The sequence below is a fragment of the Reichenbachiella versicolor genome, assembly GCF_003171675.1.
In the GTDB taxonomy this organism is placed as follows: domain Bacteria; phylum Bacteroidota; class Bacteroidia; order Cytophagales; family Cyclobacteriaceae; genus Reichenbachiella; species Reichenbachiella versicolor.
This window is the reverse complement of record NZ_QFZQ01000006.1, coordinates 46,654-62,886: the sequence shown is the minus strand read 5'-3', so window position 1 is coordinate 62,886 and position 16,233 is coordinate 46,654. Positions and strand designations below refer to the sequence as shown.

18 protein-coding genes and 1 tRNA gene are annotated in these 16,233 nt (G+C 37.0%); 10 read left to right on the top strand and 9 right to left on the bottom strand.

What is annotated here, in order from left to right:
- Positions 1–6: 6 nt before the first annotated feature.
- On the bottom strand, positions 7–615 hold the full coding sequence (locus DKG80_RS12955) for an RNA polymerase sigma factor (RefSeq protein ID WP_109831785.1): 609 nt from the start codon (positions 613–615) through the stop codon (positions 7–9).
- Entirely contained in the window at positions 606–1,739 is a 1,134-nt protein-coding gene (locus DKG80_RS12950; protein ID WP_109831784.1) for a glycosyltransferase, read from the bottom strand. The genes DKG80_RS12955 and DKG80_RS12950 overlap by 10 nt, the downstream gene beginning before the upstream one ends.
- A gap of 44 nt (positions 1,740–1,783) precedes the next feature.
- Between DKG80_RS12950 and tgt the strand changes: the two genes are divergently transcribed.
- Together tgt and DKG80_RS12940 are read left to right on the top strand one after the other, a co-directional pair.
- A complete protein-coding gene (tgt, locus tag DKG80_RS12945; protein ID WP_109831783.1) occupies positions 1,784–2,914 on the top strand; it encodes a tRNA guanosine(34) transglycosylase Tgt in 1,131 nt (376 codons plus the stop codon).
- A 1-nt stretch (position 2,915) separates the two neighbouring features.
- A complete protein-coding gene (locus DKG80_RS12940; protein WP_109831782.1) occupies positions 2,916–3,992 on the top strand; it encodes an LptF/LptG family permease in 1,077 nt (358 codons plus the stop codon).
- Positions 3,993–4,017: 25 nt separating this feature from the next.
- Here DKG80_RS12940 and DKG80_RS12935 read toward each other — a convergent pair whose 3' ends face one another.
- Complete coding sequence (locus tag DKG80_RS12935; protein WP_109831781.1) at positions 4,018–4,458, bottom strand: hypothetical protein; 441 nt, start codon at positions 4,456–4,458, stop codon at positions 4,018–4,020.
- Complete coding sequence (locus tag DKG80_RS12930) at positions 4,455–5,045, bottom strand: acyl carrier protein phosphodiesterase (RefSeq protein WP_109831780.1); 591 nt, start codon at positions 5,043–5,045, stop codon at positions 4,455–4,457. Before DKG80_RS12930 ends, DKG80_RS12935 begins: the two co-directional genes overlap by 4 nt.
- A 72-nt stretch (positions 5,046–5,117) precedes the next feature.
- Here DKG80_RS12930 and DKG80_RS12925 point away from each other — a divergent pair, with 72 nt between their 5' ends.
- On the top strand, positions 5,118–5,513 hold the full coding sequence (locus tag DKG80_RS12925; protein WP_109831779.1) for a tellurite resistance TerB family protein: 396 nt from the start codon (positions 5,118–5,120) through the stop codon (positions 5,511–5,513).
- A 31-nt stretch (positions 5,514–5,544) separates the two neighbouring features.
- On the opposite strand, the gene DKG80_RS12920 is transcribed toward DKG80_RS12925, so the two are convergent.
- Positions 5,545–7,548, bottom strand: a complete 2,004-nt coding sequence (locus DKG80_RS12920; RefSeq protein ID WP_109831778.1) for a ComEC/Rec2 family competence protein — start codon at positions 7,546–7,548, stop codon at positions 5,545–5,547.
- Positions 7,549–7,680: 132 nt separating this feature from the next.
- Positions 7,681–8,628, bottom strand: a complete 948-nt coding sequence (locus DKG80_RS12915) for a PhoH family protein (RefSeq protein WP_109831777.1) — start codon at positions 8,626–8,628, stop codon at positions 7,681–7,683.
- A gap of 73 nt (positions 8,629–8,701) precedes the next feature.
- On the opposite strand from DKG80_RS12915, the gene DKG80_RS12910 reads away from it, so the two are divergent.
- The 7 genes from DKG80_RS12910 (at position 8,702) to DKG80_RS12880 (ending at position 11,533) form a co-directional block, all read left to right on the top strand.
- Entirely contained in the window at positions 8,702–9,484 is a 783-nt protein-coding gene (locus DKG80_RS12910; protein WP_109831776.1) for an SAM hydrolase/SAM-dependent halogenase family protein, read from the top strand.
- Positions 9,481–9,777 carry a putative quinol monooxygenase gene (locus DKG80_RS12905; RefSeq protein WP_109831775.1) on the top strand — a complete coding sequence of 99 codons (297 nt, stop codon included), beginning with the start codon at positions 9,481–9,483 and terminating at the stop codon, positions 9,775–9,777. Before DKG80_RS12910 ends, DKG80_RS12905 begins: the two co-directional genes overlap by 4 nt.
- Positions 9,778–9,862: 85 nt before the next feature.
- Positions 9,863–9,944: transfer RNA gene (locus tag DKG80_RS12900), tRNA-Leu, on the top strand.
- Positions 9,945–10,074: 130 nt separating this feature from the next.
- Positions 10,075–10,302, top strand: coding sequence for a DUF433 domain-containing protein (locus DKG80_RS12895; protein WP_109831774.1), 228 nt, complete (start codon positions 10,075–10,077; stop codon positions 10,300–10,302).
- Positions 10,303–10,341: 39 nt separating this feature from the next.
- The gene (locus tag DKG80_RS12890) at positions 10,342–10,638 is read left to right on the top strand and encodes a DUF5615 family PIN-like protein (protein WP_317048736.1); all 297 of its coding nucleotides are present in this window, start codon (positions 10,342–10,344) and stop codon (positions 10,636–10,638) included.
- Between the two features lie 347 nt (positions 10,639–10,985).
- Complete coding sequence (locus DKG80_RS12885; RefSeq protein ID WP_109831773.1) at positions 10,986–11,234, top strand: hypothetical protein; 249 nt, start codon at positions 10,986–10,988, stop codon at positions 11,232–11,234.
- Positions 11,231–11,533 (top strand): type II toxin-antitoxin system RelE/ParE family toxin, encoded by a 303-nt coding sequence (locus DKG80_RS12880; protein WP_109831772.1) that lies wholly within the window; start codon positions 11,231–11,233, stop codon positions 11,531–11,533. The genes DKG80_RS12885 and DKG80_RS12880 overlap by 4 nt, the downstream gene beginning before the upstream one ends.
- A gap of 96 nt (positions 11,534–11,629) precedes the next feature.
- On the opposite strand, the gene DKG80_RS12875 is transcribed toward DKG80_RS12880, so the two are convergent.
- The 3 genes from DKG80_RS12875 to DKG80_RS12865 form a co-directional block, all read right to left on the bottom strand.
- Positions 11,630–12,028 carry a hypothetical protein gene (locus DKG80_RS12875; protein ID WP_162555870.1) on the bottom strand — a complete coding sequence of 133 codons (399 nt, stop codon included), beginning with the start codon at positions 12,026–12,028 and terminating at the stop codon, positions 11,630–11,632.
- An 89-nt stretch (positions 12,029–12,117) separates the two neighbouring features.
- Positions 12,118–12,996 carry a HEPN domain-containing protein gene (locus DKG80_RS12870; RefSeq protein ID WP_109831770.1) on the bottom strand — a complete coding sequence of 293 codons (879 nt, stop codon included), beginning with the start codon at positions 12,994–12,996 and terminating at the stop codon, positions 12,118–12,120.
- Between the two features lie 169 nt (positions 12,997–13,165).
- The gene (locus DKG80_RS12865; RefSeq protein ID WP_109831769.1) at positions 13,166–16,078 is read right to left on the bottom strand and encodes a KAP family P-loop NTPase fold protein; all 2,913 of its coding nucleotides are present in this window, start codon (positions 16,076–16,078) and stop codon (positions 13,166–13,168) included.
- Between the last annotated feature and the right edge of the window lie 155 nt (positions 16,079–16,233).

The following is a 16,233-nucleotide window of genomic DNA, read 5'->3' as shown; positions in this document are numbered from 1 at the left end:
GCTTGACTATATATGAGGTTTCTTATCCTTCACTAAATCGTACATCAATTCTCTCGCTCTGTGAAGCTGAGCCTTGACAGTTCCTAATGGGGCTTCTAGAGTCTTAGCTATTTCATCATAAGACAGCTCATCGAAATACCTCAGTTTAACGAGTCGTTGGTACTTAGGAGGAAGTTTGGTCACGAACATCTGTACAAGTTCGATTTTTTGGGCCTTTATAGCTTCTTCCTGAGGGTTTAGGTTATTATCCTCTACATCAATATTGACAGATTCTCCAGCGTCATCAGTGAATGAGGTATTTAAGCTGAAAGTCTTCAATTTCTTCTTTCGGATGAAATCGATTGTATTGTTCGTTGCGATTCTGAACAGCCAAGTAGAGAAAGTGTAGTCTTTTTTGAACTTGTGTAAGTTTTTAAAAGCTTTAGCAAAAGCCTCTATGGTTAGATCCTCAGCATCGTCCGTATTTCGGATCATTTTGAGGATCATATGATAGACCGGACGCTTATATCGCTCCATGAGTTCGGCAAAAGCCTGCTCATTGCCGTCGTCTACGGCTTTGTCTATGAGTTTGAAATCTTTGAGTGCTTTATCAGAAAACTGCTTATTTACTTCCATCTAACGTTCTTCGTGAAAATCGCTTTAGTACCTACGATACTAACGTAAAATACATACAAAACGTCCAAAATAGGGACTAGTCCAATGTTCATACGGTCTCCGAATCTTTTGGATGTGCTATGGCAAAGAAAAGCCATGAAAAACATTCTAAACAAAAGCAGTCCGGCTGGCAATATGTACTGATCGGTACTAAGCGCTAAACTAACCAATGAAACCCAAAATAGCGAGTGCGTAAGGTTTTGAATCCCAAGCAATAGTTTGTCCAAGAATCGATAATGTTTGCTGACGGAGATATGTCTCGTCTTTTGCCTTAACCATTCTCCCCAAGAAGTTTTAGGAATAGAATGGTTCAATGCATCTTTTCCTAATGCCACAATGGTTGTCTTAGATTTAGCTAATTGGTTGACTAGTAAATCGTCATCTCCTCCAGTGATTCGTTGATATTTGTTGAAACCTTTATTTTCAAGGAAGTTAGATTTTCGATAAGCTAGATTTCTTCCTACTCCCATATAAGGATTGCCGAGCAATGCGAATCCTGTGTAGTTGATGGCTGTAAAAAGGGTTTCTAGTCTGATAATGTAATTAAGAAGTCCTTTTCCTTTATTATATAATGAGACTCCTATTGAAAAATTGGTATCCTCTTCAAAGTTATTAGTCATGCTTTGGATCCATTTCGAAGAGTCTGGACGACAATCCGCATCTATGAATAAAAGTCTTTCATACTGTGCAGCCTTCACTCCTAGAGTAATTGCATACTTTTTTGCTGTGATATGATCGTGAACCGTATCTACTCTACTTGGCTTGACCAAAGGGTGGTTATAGTTGAGAAGAAAATCATAGGTTCCATCATTGGAGCGGTCATTCACTACAATTATTTCATACTCTGGATGATCCTGTTCGAGAAGTAAAGGGATTAGTTCCTTTAGGTTGTCAATCTCATTGTGAGCACAAACTATGACGGATGTAGGTTTAGGAGTGCTTTCTTTAGTAGGGTAATGGTTGAGAATTTTCACCCAACTAAGTCCCCAATAAAGAGTCTGGATGAATAGAATAGCAGCAGTCGTATAGAATAAAATTTCTGAAATCATATCATGGTCGAATAGGAAGCAAATATATGTGGACATGGGTAAAACATTATTTTCCAAATACTCATAATTTTGCCGACCACATGGATTTTAAATTACAAGCAGAAGATACTAAGTCAAAGGCTAGAGCTGGAGTGGTCACTACTGATCATGGAGAGATAGAAACGCCTATTTTTATGCCAGTCGGGACAGCGGGGACAGTGAAAGCGGTTCATCAGAGAGAACTGAAAGAAGACGTCAAGGCTGAGATCATTCTTGGTAATACCTATCACTTATACTTGAGACCTGGATTGGACGTGCTAGAATCAGCTGGAGGGCTTCATAAGTTCAATGGTTGGGACAAGCCTATTTTGACTGATAGTGGAGGATATCAAGTGTATTCTCTGAAGGATCGAAGAAAGATCACGGAAGAAGGAGTAAAGTTTCAATCGCATATCGACGGTTCTAAGCATAATTTCACTCCCGAGAGTGTAATGGATATTCAGCGCACCATCGGTGCAGATATAATAATGGCTTTTGATGAATGTACACCATATCCATGTGATAGAAAGTATGCCAGAGAATCCATGGAAATGACCCATAGATGGCTGAAAAGGTGCTGTGATAGATTTGATGCGACTGAGCCTAAGTATGGTTACAGTCAGGCACTTTTTCCAATTGTTCAAGGCAGTACCTATCATGATTTGAGAGAGCAATCTGCTGAGGCCATCGCTTCATTTGACAGAGAGGGCAATGCTATTGGAGGACTTTCGGTAGGTGAGCCAGCTGAAATGATGTATGCATCGACTGATCTAGTTTGTAACATTTTACCTAAGGATAAACCTCGTTATTTAATGGGAGTAGGTACACCAGAAAATATTCTGGAATGTATTGCACTTGGGATTGATATGTTTGATTGTGTGATGCCTACTCGTAATGCTCGACATGGATTGTTATTCACATCTGAAGGTATTATCAATATTAAGAACGAAAAATGGGCTAAGGATTTTTCAGCCATTGACCCTAACTTGGCAGGATATGTGGATGTAGCCTATAGCAAGGCATATCTTCGTCATTTAATAAAAAGTAATGAAATGCTCGGATCGCAGATAGCAAGTGTTCACAATCTATCGTTTTATCTATGGCTGGTAAAAGAAGCTAGAGCTCATATTCAAGCTGGGGATTTTGCTAGCTGGAAAAATCAAATGATTCCTAAATTGACAAAGAGACTTTAGGTTGAAACTATTAGATAAGTACATATTTAAGCGCTTCTTGACCACTTTCGTATTTGTAGTAGGTCTGCTCGTATTGATTATCGTGACGATAGACTTTACAGAGAAGAACGAGAAGTTTGTTCGAAATGGAGTCGAGGGAGATTTAATCTTTGACTATTACCTATCCTTTATCCCTTGGATAGCCAATTTGATAGCCCCCATTACAATATTCATTGCCTCCGTATTAGTAACCTCTACTATGGCTGCTAAAACTGAGATTGTAGCGATTTTGGCAGGTGGGGTTAGTTTTAGAAGAATGATGCTTCCATTTTTTGCAGCGTCTGTATTGATCTCAGCAGGTACTTTTTATGCTAATGGTTGGTGGATACCTAACTCCAATAAATTTAGAATTCAGTTTGAAATAGAGTATCTCAAAAAGCCATTTTACTTCAATGAAAGAGATATACATTTCAAGGTTGGTGAAGATTTGTATCTCTATCTTCAGAGGTATAATAACAAGTCGAATACTGGATATAAGGCTACTCTAGAGAAAATCGAGAATCATCAAATGAAGGAGAAACTCACTGCCAAGAAAATGGTATGGGTAGATTCTATTGGTAAATGGAGGTTCAAAGATTTCCATCGAAGAGAGGTGACGAGTTTTGGAGAGAAGTATTGTACTGGCAAAGAATTAGATTCTCTCTTGAATCTAAACCCTGAAGATTTTAAAAATAAGTATCAGTTGCAGGAAGCTATGAACTTAGACGAACTTGGAGAGTATGTGGCTTTGTTGAAGGATCGGGGTGCTGATGATATAGCGATATATCAAAACGAAATTTACATCCGCTATATGACACCTTTTACAGCTGTTATTTTGACTTTAATGGGAGTAGCAGTAGCAGCAGAAAAAAATACTCGTGGAGGTACCGGGTTTAAGATCGCTTTAGGATTTGTGATAGCCTTTGTATTTATCATCATGTTTGTTTTAGTCAAAGCTATAGCCGAGGCTGGTACCATGAATCCACTTTTAGCCATATGGATACCAAATATTGTAGGGACAATTGTGACCTTTTTACTCTATAAGGCAGTGCCGAAGTAATCAAAATCCAAGCACATTAGAGGATTTACGAGGTCTTAATTTTAGAGAACTTGGAATTCATATATTTCAAAGTCTTGTCGAAATCAGAGTTTTCTTGTTTGCTCAAGCTTACTTTTTTTCCTGATTTTAGAATCCATGTAATTTCATCGTATTGACCTCCATAGGTTTTGATAGATTCATGTTTCCAAGATTGAATATCTGAGCCTTCGAATTTTACATTCTTAATTCTGAAAGGGTATTTTACTTCAAATTTGGCTTTCCCGATTCTCATTGTTTTGATACCAGTCAAGACCTTTATTGTTACCATCACTCCGATAGGCCCAGAAGAATATATCAATACTGTCCACCAAAACTTATCAGTGGCACTTGTGATAGATACCATGCCATAGATAAACAGCCCAAAGGCAATAGCGAGAAAAATACTTAAGGAAAGGAGGGTAGAAGAATTTGGCTTAGAAACGATCATTTATTCACTAATTGATCGGTAAAATTATGGATGTGATCCATTACTTCTATAAAAAACACTCTGAATTCTTTTTCCAATAGCTTGTAATCTCGCTTTAAATCTTTGATAGCCATATCCATATTGTTGGTGTACGAACTTCTGCGAGACATACCATTCAATGCAAATTCAATTCCTTCCATAAACTGATAATTGTACAGCCAATCACCAGGTTCCATATAAGATAAGATGTGCTTTGCCTTCTCTGGTATTACATCGATTTGATCATAAATTAATTGGTAGTTACGCTTTGTGAATTTGTCCAGAGGTTCCTTTGAATATTGATGCCAATTCTTAGCTAGGAAATGATCATAGAAGATATCTATTATTACACTAGAGTAGTGTCTGTATTCGGATAATCGTCGTTTCCCTGCTTTGACGATCTCGTGACTATCAGTATATCTATCGATCTCTCTATGGATAAGAATGCCGTTTTGAATCCCCTTAGGGAACTCAGTATACTTTCTTCCTTTGACCGTATCGGCGATAAAATTGCCGACGGCTATTTCCTCGTTGTCGAACGATAAGTATAGGTGCGCTAAAAAATTCATTTCTACTAATAAGTTAAGGCTTTTATATCTATTTCCTATATTTGTTAGAGACCATATTTAAACAAAACAGCTATGTCTAAAATTCATTTGAACGCCTTGATACAATTAGCTAAAATTGATGGAGAGGTGGTCGATGAAGAAGTGGAGCTTATCAATGAAGTGGCTAAAGCAAATGGTCTCTCTGAGCACGAAATAAAAGAATCTTTTCAACAAAATCTTCCTCTAGACAACCTATCGTCTCTTACTAGTGATAAGAAGTTTGATGTTATCTACTCGGTAGTTCAGCTAATGAAGATTGACGGTAAACTCTACAATGAAGAAATTAAGTTTTGTGCTAGAATGGCGGCTAAATTAGGCTATGATGAAAACGTCTTGTTTGAGTTGATGCTGAAAATATATGCTGATCCGGATTTATGCACTGATAAAGAGTCACTTAAGGTTCAGGTCCAAAAATACTTGACATTATAGCGTTAACGCTCCATCATAAAGCGAATAAGCTTCATATCCTTTCTCTTTTGCTGATTTCAATAGTTTCGTAGCTGTTGTCTTGTAGACTGTCAATAATTAGTCTTTGGAAAGAATACTTCTTTTCTAATTCTTCTAATCGCACCTTTCTGATATTAGATATTATTAAGTAGCAAGTTTTAATTGGAGACTCTGTCGGGACAGAATGGTTGGAATTCATTACAATAAACCTCTTTCCAGAAATAATGAAGCCATAATTGTTGTTAGGTAGCAGGTAGTTTTTGGCATTGAGGTAAGTATTTATTTGAGCTTTTGGTAGGTCAAGGCTTAGACGGTTAGGGTTGACTTGACTTTTAATGAATCTTGTAGAATTAAGACTGTCGTAAGAGTATAGTTTTGCATCAAACCCATGAATCTGATCGATTATTTTGTGTTTATAGTCAGAGTATAGAACTATCTGTTGTTTATGCTTTTGTTGGTTGATAAGTATGATGGATTCAGCTGAGAAAACGCAACAAAGTGAGGTAGCTATCAAAAGCCATTTGAACTGCTTGGTGAGTAAGAATACAGCTAGGGAGGAAATTAGAAGGTAACTTACGATAGTTTGTGAAGCTGAAATGTGTAGCCATTCAATATTGCTATATGGGATGTAATTAATGAATTTAATTCCTTGGTATAGCAAGGTAAGTAGCCATTCAAAGCTGGAGTTGAGAAAGGTTAAATTGAAAAAGGTTTCAAGCAGAGTGTTAAGGACACCTAGTCCCATAAGTAAGTTGATAAGAACACTCACATATAGGTTTGAAACTAAAAATAGGGTAGGAAACTGATGGAAGTAATATATGCTAAGAGGAGTTGTGGATATCTGAGCTGCTAGAGAAACACATACAACCTTCCAGACAGTTTTCGTGATCCAGTATTTTGGAGTGATTAGTCGGTGGATCGGTTCGTAGAGTACTAAAATACCGAGAATTGCTAAAAATGATAATTGGAAGCCCACATCAAAAAGGTTGTTTGGGTTGATCATCAAGAGAATAAACGCAGATAATCCGATCGGATTTACGGTACTGGTTTTGATATTCGCAGCTTTAGCAATAATCAATAGGGTGAACATAATGGAAGCCCTAAGGATAGAAGCTGAAAAACCAGTCATCAATGCGTAAATCCAGATGGTAAAAACGCTGAGTATTGGGATCAGCCAAATTCTTAGGAATCCAATATTGGAATTTTTGAATATCATACTGATAAGTAGATATATGATTCCCACATGAAGTCCAGATACAGCTAAAACATGCATGGTTCCAGTTTTTGAAAACGTCTGCTTGACTTCTGGAGATAACTCATCTTTGATTCCTAATAATAATGCCAATGCAATAGCTCTTTCTTCTGGCGAAGACACATTTCTTTTGATGGATTGTTCGAACCTTGATCTGAGTTTGTAAACCTTGCTAAGTACTGGATTACCATGGCCTCCGTTTATCAATTTGTAATTGGCTGGTCTAATCCAAAGTTGATAATATGTGTTTTTGTTGGCCATGTATTTGGCATAGTCAAAAGCATTTGGATTGTGAGGCGGAGGTATTCTTGAAGGAGACTGGTCTATCAATATTCTGTCACCGTATTTGAGATGTATATCATTTTCTTCGGCGATGGTAAGTCTACAGTATTGATGAGTTTCTACGAAAGAAGAGTCCGAGTGAAAAGAGTATATGCGGAGTTGATAGATACTTTTATCTTCAAGAGTCATTGGGTAGCTGTCAATTATTCCAAAGACCTGCGTTGCATCAACTAGTTTGTCATCTGGCTCTATTTTTCTTTCGGTCTGAATGAACGCTCCAATGCATACTATTGCCAGTAGAAAAGAAATTCCTTTCCATACCTGATTAAGATTTTTGAATAATAATGGGATAAGAAAAAATGTACTTACCAACACAGCCATCCAAGCCCAGTGAAAGCTAAAGTATACAAGACGTGATATCAGAATACCAACAATAAGGAACAGGGAGATTCTTATAAATGGAACAGCAGCCCATCGAAACATAGCTAGGAGAATTAGGATAGAAAATTAGATTAACTCGTCGTGCTGCTAATCTAGTATAAAAAAAGGATCAATAGCAAAACGATAGCTAATTAGAGTTGGTTTCTCGGCACTAATTAGGTCAGAAAGTTTTATTTACTCTTCTTTTTGGTCCGCCTTGTCATAGGCTTCGATGATGCTTTTAACCAGTTTGTGTCTCACGACGTCTTTACCGCTTAGCTTGACAAAGCCTATGCCTTTGACATCCTTTAATATGTTCAATGATTCACGCAGGCCGGACTTTTGTTTTTTAGGCAAGTCGACCTGAGACATATCTCCTGTGATAATCACTTTAGAGTTTGGCCCCATACGCGTCAAGAACATCTTGATTTGCATAGGAGTCGTATTCTGAGCTTCGTCGAGGAGAATAAAAGCATCATTCAATGTACGTCCTCTCATATACGCTAATGGAGCAATCTCTATTACTCCACTTTCCATATAATACTTCAGTTTCTCTGACGGGATCATGTCATTGAGCGCATCATATATTGGACGTAGATATGGATCAATTTTTTCTTTCAGATCACCTGGTAAGAATCCAAGGTTTTCACCAGCTTCCACAGCAGGTCTGGTAATGATGATTTTTTTGATTTCACGGTTTTTGAGAGCTTTGACAGCCATAGCTACAGAGATATAAGTTTTACCTGTACCTGCTGGGCCTATTGCAAAAATCAGATCATTCTTACGAGAAGTGTCTACTAGTGTTTTTTGGTTTTTAGTCTTAGGGCTGATCTTAAATCCGCGTGTGCCGTAGACCAAAACTTCTGATTCGTCTTGACCAAACACATCTTCTTCATCATTTAGAAAAGACTTAATGTTTGATTGGCTAATGCTACCAAACTTTTGATAATGCTCTATTAAGGAAGTAATGATCTCATTGATGCGAATGATCTCGGGAGAGGTTCCTTGTATGCGTATTTCGTTACCTCTTGATATCACCTTAGATTTTGGAAATGCAGCGGCTATTTCTTCAATGTTTTCATTCTCGATGCCCAAAAATTCAGTTAACGGAATGTTCTCAAGAGTAATTATTTTTTCTACCAAATGAAATTTCTAATTTGCGGTCAAACCTTGTTTTCTGTATCAGACAAAATAACTGTTTTTTTCCTTAGCGTGTATGACGATTGTTACTTTTCTTTCCGATTTCGGGATCGTAGATCACTACGTAGCAGCCGTCAAAGCTCAGATTCTTAGCGTTAATCGCGAAGTTACGATCGTGGATATTTCTCACAGTGTGAAAGTGGGAGATATTGGGCATGCTGCTTACCTCTTAAAAGAAGTCTTTAGAGATTTCCCTGAAGGGACTGTTCATATAGTAGGGATTTCTAATTCTTCATCTCCCAAGACTCGGTGCATAGCGCTCAAATTAGAGGGACATTTTTTTGTAGGAGAGGATTCTGGTTTGTTTTCGTTGCTCAGTGATATTATGCCACATGCAGTAGTAGAATTAAATGAAGATTCTTCGATTCAAACGACCTTTCCAGCTAAGGATATCATGGCACGTGCTGCTGCTAAATTGGCTACTGGGATAGATATACAGGCGATAGGCCAGAGTATTGACGATATTCAAAGGTTCATGCCTACTCAGGCCAAGGCTACTAAGCAACAAATCGCTGGTAACATAATCCGAGTGGATCACTATGGTAACTTGATCACGAATATTTTGAAAAGGGATTTTGATGCGATCATGAAAATCAATAATTATTCTCCGTATGAGGTGAATTTCAGAAGAGAGAAGATTACTAAACTAAATAATGGCTTTTCTGATGTGGCTCCGGGAGAGTGCTATGTATTGTTCAATTCAAGTGATAAGCTTCAAATCGGAATAAATCAGGGAAGGGGTAGTGATCTACTAGGCTTAGGTATGAATGATCAAGTATTTATAGATTTTAAGATATGATAGTACGTATAGTACGACTTGACTTTGTAGATGGAGGCAAAGAGAAGTTTTTTGGCTTGCTAGACGAGGTAGGAGTGAAGATTAGAAATCAACCGGGATGTACTCATCTAGAGATACTAGAAGATGTTCATAAAAAATCTCATGTAATCACCTATAGCTATTGGGAGTCAGAAGAGGATCTCAATAACTATAGAAACTCGCTATTTTTCAGAGGGGTATGGCCGCAAATAAAGGCTTTACTAGCTAAGCCAGCTTCGGCGAATTCCTATAGTGTCAATAGAAAAATAGACTGATTGTTAACTGACTATTGACTAATCCAAAATCTTTAAATATGTTTGCATCCCTTTTCAGAAAGGGCACTACCAGAATAGTAAAAATGCCTAGGTGGCGGAACTGGTAGACGCGCTGGTCTCAAACACCAGTTTCTTCGGAAGTGCCGGTTCGATTCCGGCCCTAGGTACAAAAAAAGCCAGACAATTTTGTCTGGCTTTTTGTTTCAATTCAGGTAAAGATCAACTGCAATATAGTTGTCAGATTTTAGTCAGATTCTTTAAAGAACATGTAATAGAGAATTTTCGTACTTTTACATAGTGAATAATATTGCTCGATACATATCAATTGATCCAGAAGTAAGATTTGGGAAGCCTTGTATCAAAGGAACCAGAATAGCTATATCTGATATTCTCAACTGGTTGGCATCTGGTATGAGTGAACAAGATATTTTGGAAGATTACCCCAAACTTAAGCAAGAGCACATCAGAGCGAGTTTGTCTTTCGCTGCTCATAGGGAACAAATTATCAAGATCATCGCAGCATAGATGAAGTTGCTTTTGGATGCTAACCTATCTTGAAGACTCATTAAAAAATTGAATCCCCACTTCGATGAAGTTTTTCATGTTGATAACGCATTGCCAAAGTATCCAGCAAAGGATATGGAGATTTGGGAACATGCTCAAAAACATGAATTGATTATCATAACGAATGATGAAGATTTCCTTAACCTACTTTTGAGTAAGGGGGTTCCTCCCAAGGTTATTTTACTGCGAACCGGAAATCAAAGCACTCAATCTATTGCTGATTTGTTGATAAAAAGGAAGTCCGATGTTTCGGCTTTTTATGAAGACAATGAAATTGGCGTTCTACAAATTTTCTGATCTCACCGAATAGGTGGGCTACATATTTTTACTCCGAATAAATCTAAGCAGCCTCAATCATAATTTTAGAATACAACCGCTCAATTAACTGCATGTCTTCCTTGACTCTTGCGTTCGAGTATCGCCCTGTTTGTAGTACCAAAACCCTTGTTAATCGGTAGATTTTCAAGGGTATTTTGTTTTTTTAGGTGGCTAAAAGTTTCTCATTCTATATGGTCATTAGAGCCCGCCATTAATTGTTGTCGTCATAGAGATAACTCTTCTAAGAAGGAATTAAACAAATATCATCAACTGCGATTAATATAAATAATGAAATAAATCGTTATCGTTGTAACAAACAGTACGATATGGAGAGTATAGCAGAAATCAAATCAGGTTTACATCACTACATCGCAGAAACGGATGACATCCAGACTTTATCTAAAATCAAGAAGTATGTCTCGGACCTTCTCAAAAAGGAAAATAAGATAGTAGCTTATACCGCTGATGGTCGTGCGCTAAATCAGGAGGGATATAAAGTGGATGTTGATGCAGCAATCAATGAAGCTAATAATGGAGGAACTGTGTCAATCGAAGAAATGGAAAAAGGTCTGTGAGTAAAAAGGTTGAGTGGACTAATATAGCCAGAGCATCTTTGGACTATTACTGTTCTACTATCGAAAAAGAATCTCCCTCTAGTGCCAATAAAGTCAAAAAAGAGATCATCCAAACCTCTAAAAAACTAGCTAAGAACCCTTATCTATATCAACTAGACGAATATTACCCTAACAATAATGGGAGTATTAGGAGATTCTTTAGATGGAGTTATAGAGTTGTTTATCAAGTACGAGAAGATAAAATTGTTGTATTGCAAGTCTATCATACTAGTGTCAATCCAAGCAAAGACATAGATTAAATCCAAGCAAAGACTCTTGCCGGTGCCGCTCGATCGCAAATGTTTTGCGATTGAAACCTATGCCTAAAGGGAATTATCGTATTGTGATGAGTTCTTTTATTGAGAATTTTTAAAAGTATCCTCAAAATATTTTGTCCATTTTCCGTCAATTAGTTGCTCTCCGTATTCTCTAAAACCACCGTCCGAAGTTCTACTGAAAGTAAATCGATTTGTCTCATTACTCCACACTATTAATTGACCATTCTTATACTCCGCAGTATATTTGGATACACCTCTTTTTGAAAAGGGGTAGTAATAGTATTTACTATCTTTTTCGTCATAATAGATTATTGTGTGCAACTGAAGCAACTCGGTGTTTAATTCAATAACCAAAATACTCTTGTCCAGATCATAACTTATTTTTTGATAAGCAGAACCTTGTCTGGAGACAATACCATCTTCGTAAACTTTAGATGTCCCAATCCATTCGCCAACCATAAAGTTCAGTTGTTCCATTTTTGTCTGTTTTGTATTTTGACCAAAAGCAGTATTAATTAATAGGACAAAGGCAATGAGATAATGGTATTTCGTAATTTTTATAGAGCTCATATTTCTGTATTTGATCCGATCTCCTGTATTTTCTTCTTACATATCTGATCGGTGAGTTGCTTGAGTTGATTGACTTTATCAGCAAGGTATTCAAGCTCTGATTTGATGATAGAATACTCATCCATCTTGTAGCGAGCATCAATGTAAGCTTTTTTAAGGAGTTCAAACAACCTCTTTTCCTCATCCGTATTCTGAGGGAAAACAGCAAACCGCTTATCACACATGGCTACTCTTATACCAAGATTTTCTAGGTTGTGGTCTTTAGGACGGTAATCAGTGAATACTAGTAGAATAGTGGTGTAATAGCGCTCTGTAGCCTGATGTAGTTCAAAAGCAGCTTTTTTTAAGCTATTCCTATTCAAAGCATTGCTGAAGTCAATTAGAAATTCATTGGCACTCTCAAACCACTGATCAAAGTACTCTTGTGCTTTTTGCTGGTATTGTTTCTCTGTTAGTTTTTTTGGAGTGGCGAGCTTGAACTTTTCAGAATCGTAAAGGACTTTTCCCTCTTCTTTGATGTCACGGAAGAAGTAGTTGCCCATCGCCAAGGAGGTGTTCAACTGTTTGATACCATGAAAGATCAGGCTGATAGGCGTGTTGACTTTTCTAGTAGCTACGAGGTCAATCTTTACTTTGTCTTCTATTCGAAACTTCTGGTGCAAGTCTTCATGAGTGAGCACTACTAAAATATCAAAATCGCTTCGGTATTCGTAGGTAGTTCCTTTATCTACATAGCTATCTTCTACCCAGTTACCCCGTGCATAGCTACCAAAGAGAAGGACCATTTCGACTTCCTTAAAGGCAGAAAGTAGCTCGGTAAGCTGTTCTAATTCTTCTTGTTTGGTACGGGGTAAATGATCTAATAATTCGTTCACAAATGCAAAGTAAGGGATTATTTGGTTCAATTGTTTTTGTGGTATACTTTATTCCATATAGCGGCAGCCTATTCCCGCTCGATCGTAAATGTTTTGGGATTGAAACCTTTGCTTATAGAGAGTTATCTAGCAATTACTATGGAGCGGAATACAATTCATTTATAAGAATTTAATTCACGGTGGTTTCAGATCCAATAAACATTGCTATTTCATCCATTTCTATTCTACCTCCTTTTTCGCCTTCTTTGTCGATCATCAGTAATTGCCAGAAACTATCATTTTCTAATGATTTAAACTCCTCAGGTAATTTGAACTCAGATCGTAGATTGTGAAGATTGTGTTCCACCCAGTCTGTAAACATTGGGTATTTGTTTTGAAGCATTAGCCAACGAAAGAGTTTATTTTTATCGAATTCCTTATCCTCCACGATTAAAGTATTTCGATAGATGTTATACTGGTTCGCTAGTCGTTTTATTCCTCTAGGATTGGCATCAATTAGTTCATGATGATCTTGCAAGATGTGTTTGATATCTTCCTGATCTTCGTCTAATGCTTCCACAAAAATGTCTGCCGCTTGATGATCTTCAAGCTGGTACTTTTTTTTAAACTCCTCTCTTTTCTCTGTTGTGATTGTTTCGCCAATTGGCACCGTTTTTTTGAATTCCTGAATAATCTCTTGACGTTCGTCTTTAGTTATCTCGACTCTCTTTTCAACTTCTTGTTCCTGAATATTTAGAATGAAGCGCCAATATTCTTTCTTCACGTCTCCTGATACTTTTGGCAATCTCAATGAAAGCTGAAATGCTTTCTCTAAGAATAAATAACCTAACTTTTGAGCAGGTTGCTGAACTACTTCTCTGTAGTCTTTGTAGTGGTTTTCAAAACATGTACTTATCCATTGTCTATCACCAGCTACCACATAAAGAACCTTCTTGTCTGTAAACAGGGTTTGTATTCCTTCAAGTAGTTCAACAGTAAATTCAGCATTACATCTATCTAAATCATCTATATAAATTGCCAAATGTTTACCAGATCTATCTACGTCATGAACCAATGATTCAAAATGAGATTTGACCTTTTTCATTGGGTCAGTAGCGTGTTCCATGAAGGTCTTGGCAGATTCTGAGCTAGTCAAAAACATAGGATCAGCTAGAAACTTACCAAATGAATATACAGCACCTACAATAGCACCAAAAGCAATGATTATTTCTTTAAAAAGCTTCACATCGAAACCTATGGTAGATGTGTCATGATTATCACTTGACGCTAATGGCCTAGCAAACTCAAAAAGAGAAGACCGGAAGTGATACAAAGCCCAGATGCAACCCGCTGTAAAAAGCAATAGAATAATCTTGTAAAAACTCTTATACCAAAAAACTCGTCTGCAACATTCCTTTATCCTTATTAGACAATTGTATGGAAACCCTCCTAGTTCTCCTTTGACCCCATTGTAAATTGTGCTCAAAAACGTCCACCAGGGAGGGCTTATATGTTGGCTTTGCCATGCATTGAAGTTCACAACTATCCACTTATTTTCATCTGTGCCTAATTGATCAGTAAGAAGATTTAGAAAAGTAGACTTTCCTTCCCCCCATGCACCTTGTAAATGAACCATAAAAGCCCTGTCCCTGTTAGCTGTGTTTTTCTTGTTGAAGATATTTCGGTTCAGTAAGCGAGAGAGAGACTTGGCGACAGACTCTCTATTTAATCTATCTGTTACTTCTACTTGATCAAGGTGGAATGGAATGTTGTCTTTGGATTCTTCTTTCTTAGTCCCAATTTCTGTCAATTCCAGAAGTTTATCGAATATCTCAAAAGGAGTATGAAGTACTGTATTAGACGAAATTTCAATATTCTCAATACCTTCTATTTTACTTATCAAGTTTGTAGCGTTTGGCTTGTTGTCAAACAGATAAATGAAATGAAAAAACAAGGTTCCATCTGTATATCTTTTGATTTCCACTACACCATCTACAGTTGAATGAGGAGAGAGTATAGCAAAGAATGCTAACTCTCCTTTTTTAGGTGTTTTTTGTCCAATAGAAAGTTTGATACCATATTCTTTATTGTATGTAATATCTTGGAATTGTTCTTTGCAGGAAATCCACCAGAAATCTTTTTGTTGAACTTCGTTTAATTTGATGACAGTAAGAAGTCCCTCACGAGAATTCAAACCATACAGTTTTGAGACGTTTTTTGAAAGATCGACTATGGTGTTTTTGATACTGCCGTTTACTTCATAGAGTAAATCTAAAACTTGTTTTTTCTGAAATTCAGACAGAAGCAATATTGAATTAGAATAGACCTCTTCTTTAGGTAATAATATCCTTGAATTGAAAGGTTCACTCCAATTGACCTTTACACTGTTTTTTTGGAGCCATGGTCCTGCAACTACACCTATCGCAACTACCTCAATTGCTAGATTCTTTCCAGTATTATTCGTTGACTTAAGGATAATTATGTCGCCATTGGCTATTTGAGACCAGGTTCCTCTATTGGTGGATGGAAATTGATATTGCCACGACTTAGTTAGAATAAAATGATTAAGCTTATTCTGGCTACCCCATATATGATCTGTTAGAAAGAATTTTTGGTTTTCATAAATGGTTTCAAAGTCTGATGTCGTTTGGTGACCATATTCTTTAATATTCCATTTTTTCTTGATTTGAGGATATTCGTTTAGTGAATCTTGAATCAAATCATTATCCCAAATTGTGAAGGCTTCCGGTATAATTTCATTGAGACCTGAAGTTAGATTGTCATTGACAATTTGAGATACTGGTTGAAGAAGAAATAAGTAAAAGTGTTTTGGTTCACGTGCTTTAATGAAATTATTTACTCGATTAATGATCTCTTCAACTTTGTTCGTGTTAATAGATAAATCATTTTCAATCTCTACCATTGCCTGATAAGAAAATGCTTTGTCTCCATCATTGGTATTGGTAACAGAAATTAGGCTTGGTCTAATAGCTGATTCTATTGGAGGCTGAAATTCCAGTCCTGTTTTAGCCTCTAACAGGTCTTTGACCATCCCTATGCACTGCTCATCTGTGAGTGTAGCTAGTATTAATTGGTTTCGCATTTTCAATTCTTTATGCCTTCGAGTCGTTAATTACATTATAAAGCTAGTGAAACGACTGACTTGAAGTTGTTCAGTCTATGGAAAGTTTTCTAATGGAGGATAAAGTGGGTTTAATCACTTAAACCCTGAAACATACATGTTTCAGCTAAAAACTG

Coding starts and splice junctions, on each gene's coding strand:
- DKG80_RS12875 (WP_162555870.1), bottom strand. CDS start 12,028: ATGGAACAACTGAACTTTATGGTTGGCGAATGGATTGGGACATCTAAA.
- DKG80_RS12955 (WP_109831785.1), bottom strand. CDS start 615: ATGGAAGTAAATAAGCAGTTTTCTGATAAAGCACTCAAAGATTTCAAA.
- DKG80_RS12885 (WP_109831773.1), top strand. CDS start 10,986: ATGGAGAGTATAGCAGAAATCAAATCAGGTTTACATCACTACATCGCA.
- DKG80_RS12950 (WP_109831784.1), bottom strand. CDS start 1,739: ATGTCCACATATATTTGCTTCCTATTCGACCATGATATGATTTCAGAA.
- DKG80_RS12930 (WP_109831780.1), bottom strand. CDS start 5,045: ATGAATTTTTTAGCGCACCTATACTTATCGTTCGACAACGAGGAAATA.
- DKG80_RS12865 (WP_109831769.1), bottom strand. CDS start 16,078: ATGCGAAACCAATTAATACTAGCTACACTCACAGATGAGCAGTGCATA.
- DKG80_RS12920 (WP_109831778.1), bottom strand. CDS start 7,548: ATGTTTCGATGGGCTGCTGTTCCATTTATAAGAATCTCCCTGTTCCTT.
- DKG80_RS12910 (WP_109831776.1), top strand. CDS start 8,702: ATGACGATTGTTACTTTTCTTTCCGATTTCGGGATCGTAGATCACTAC.
- tgt (WP_109831783.1), top strand. CDS start 1,784: ATGGATTTTAAATTACAAGCAGAAGATACTAAGTCAAAGGCTAGAGCT.
- DKG80_RS12905 (WP_109831775.1), top strand. CDS start 9,481: ATGATAGTACGTATAGTACGACTTGACTTTGTAGATGGAGGCAAAGAG.
- DKG80_RS12935 (WP_109831781.1), bottom strand. CDS start 4,458: ATGATCGTTTCTAAGCCAAATTCTTCTACCCTCCTTTCCTTAAGTATT.
- DKG80_RS12925 (WP_109831779.1), top strand. CDS start 5,118: ATGTCTAAAATTCATTTGAACGCCTTGATACAATTAGCTAAAATTGAT.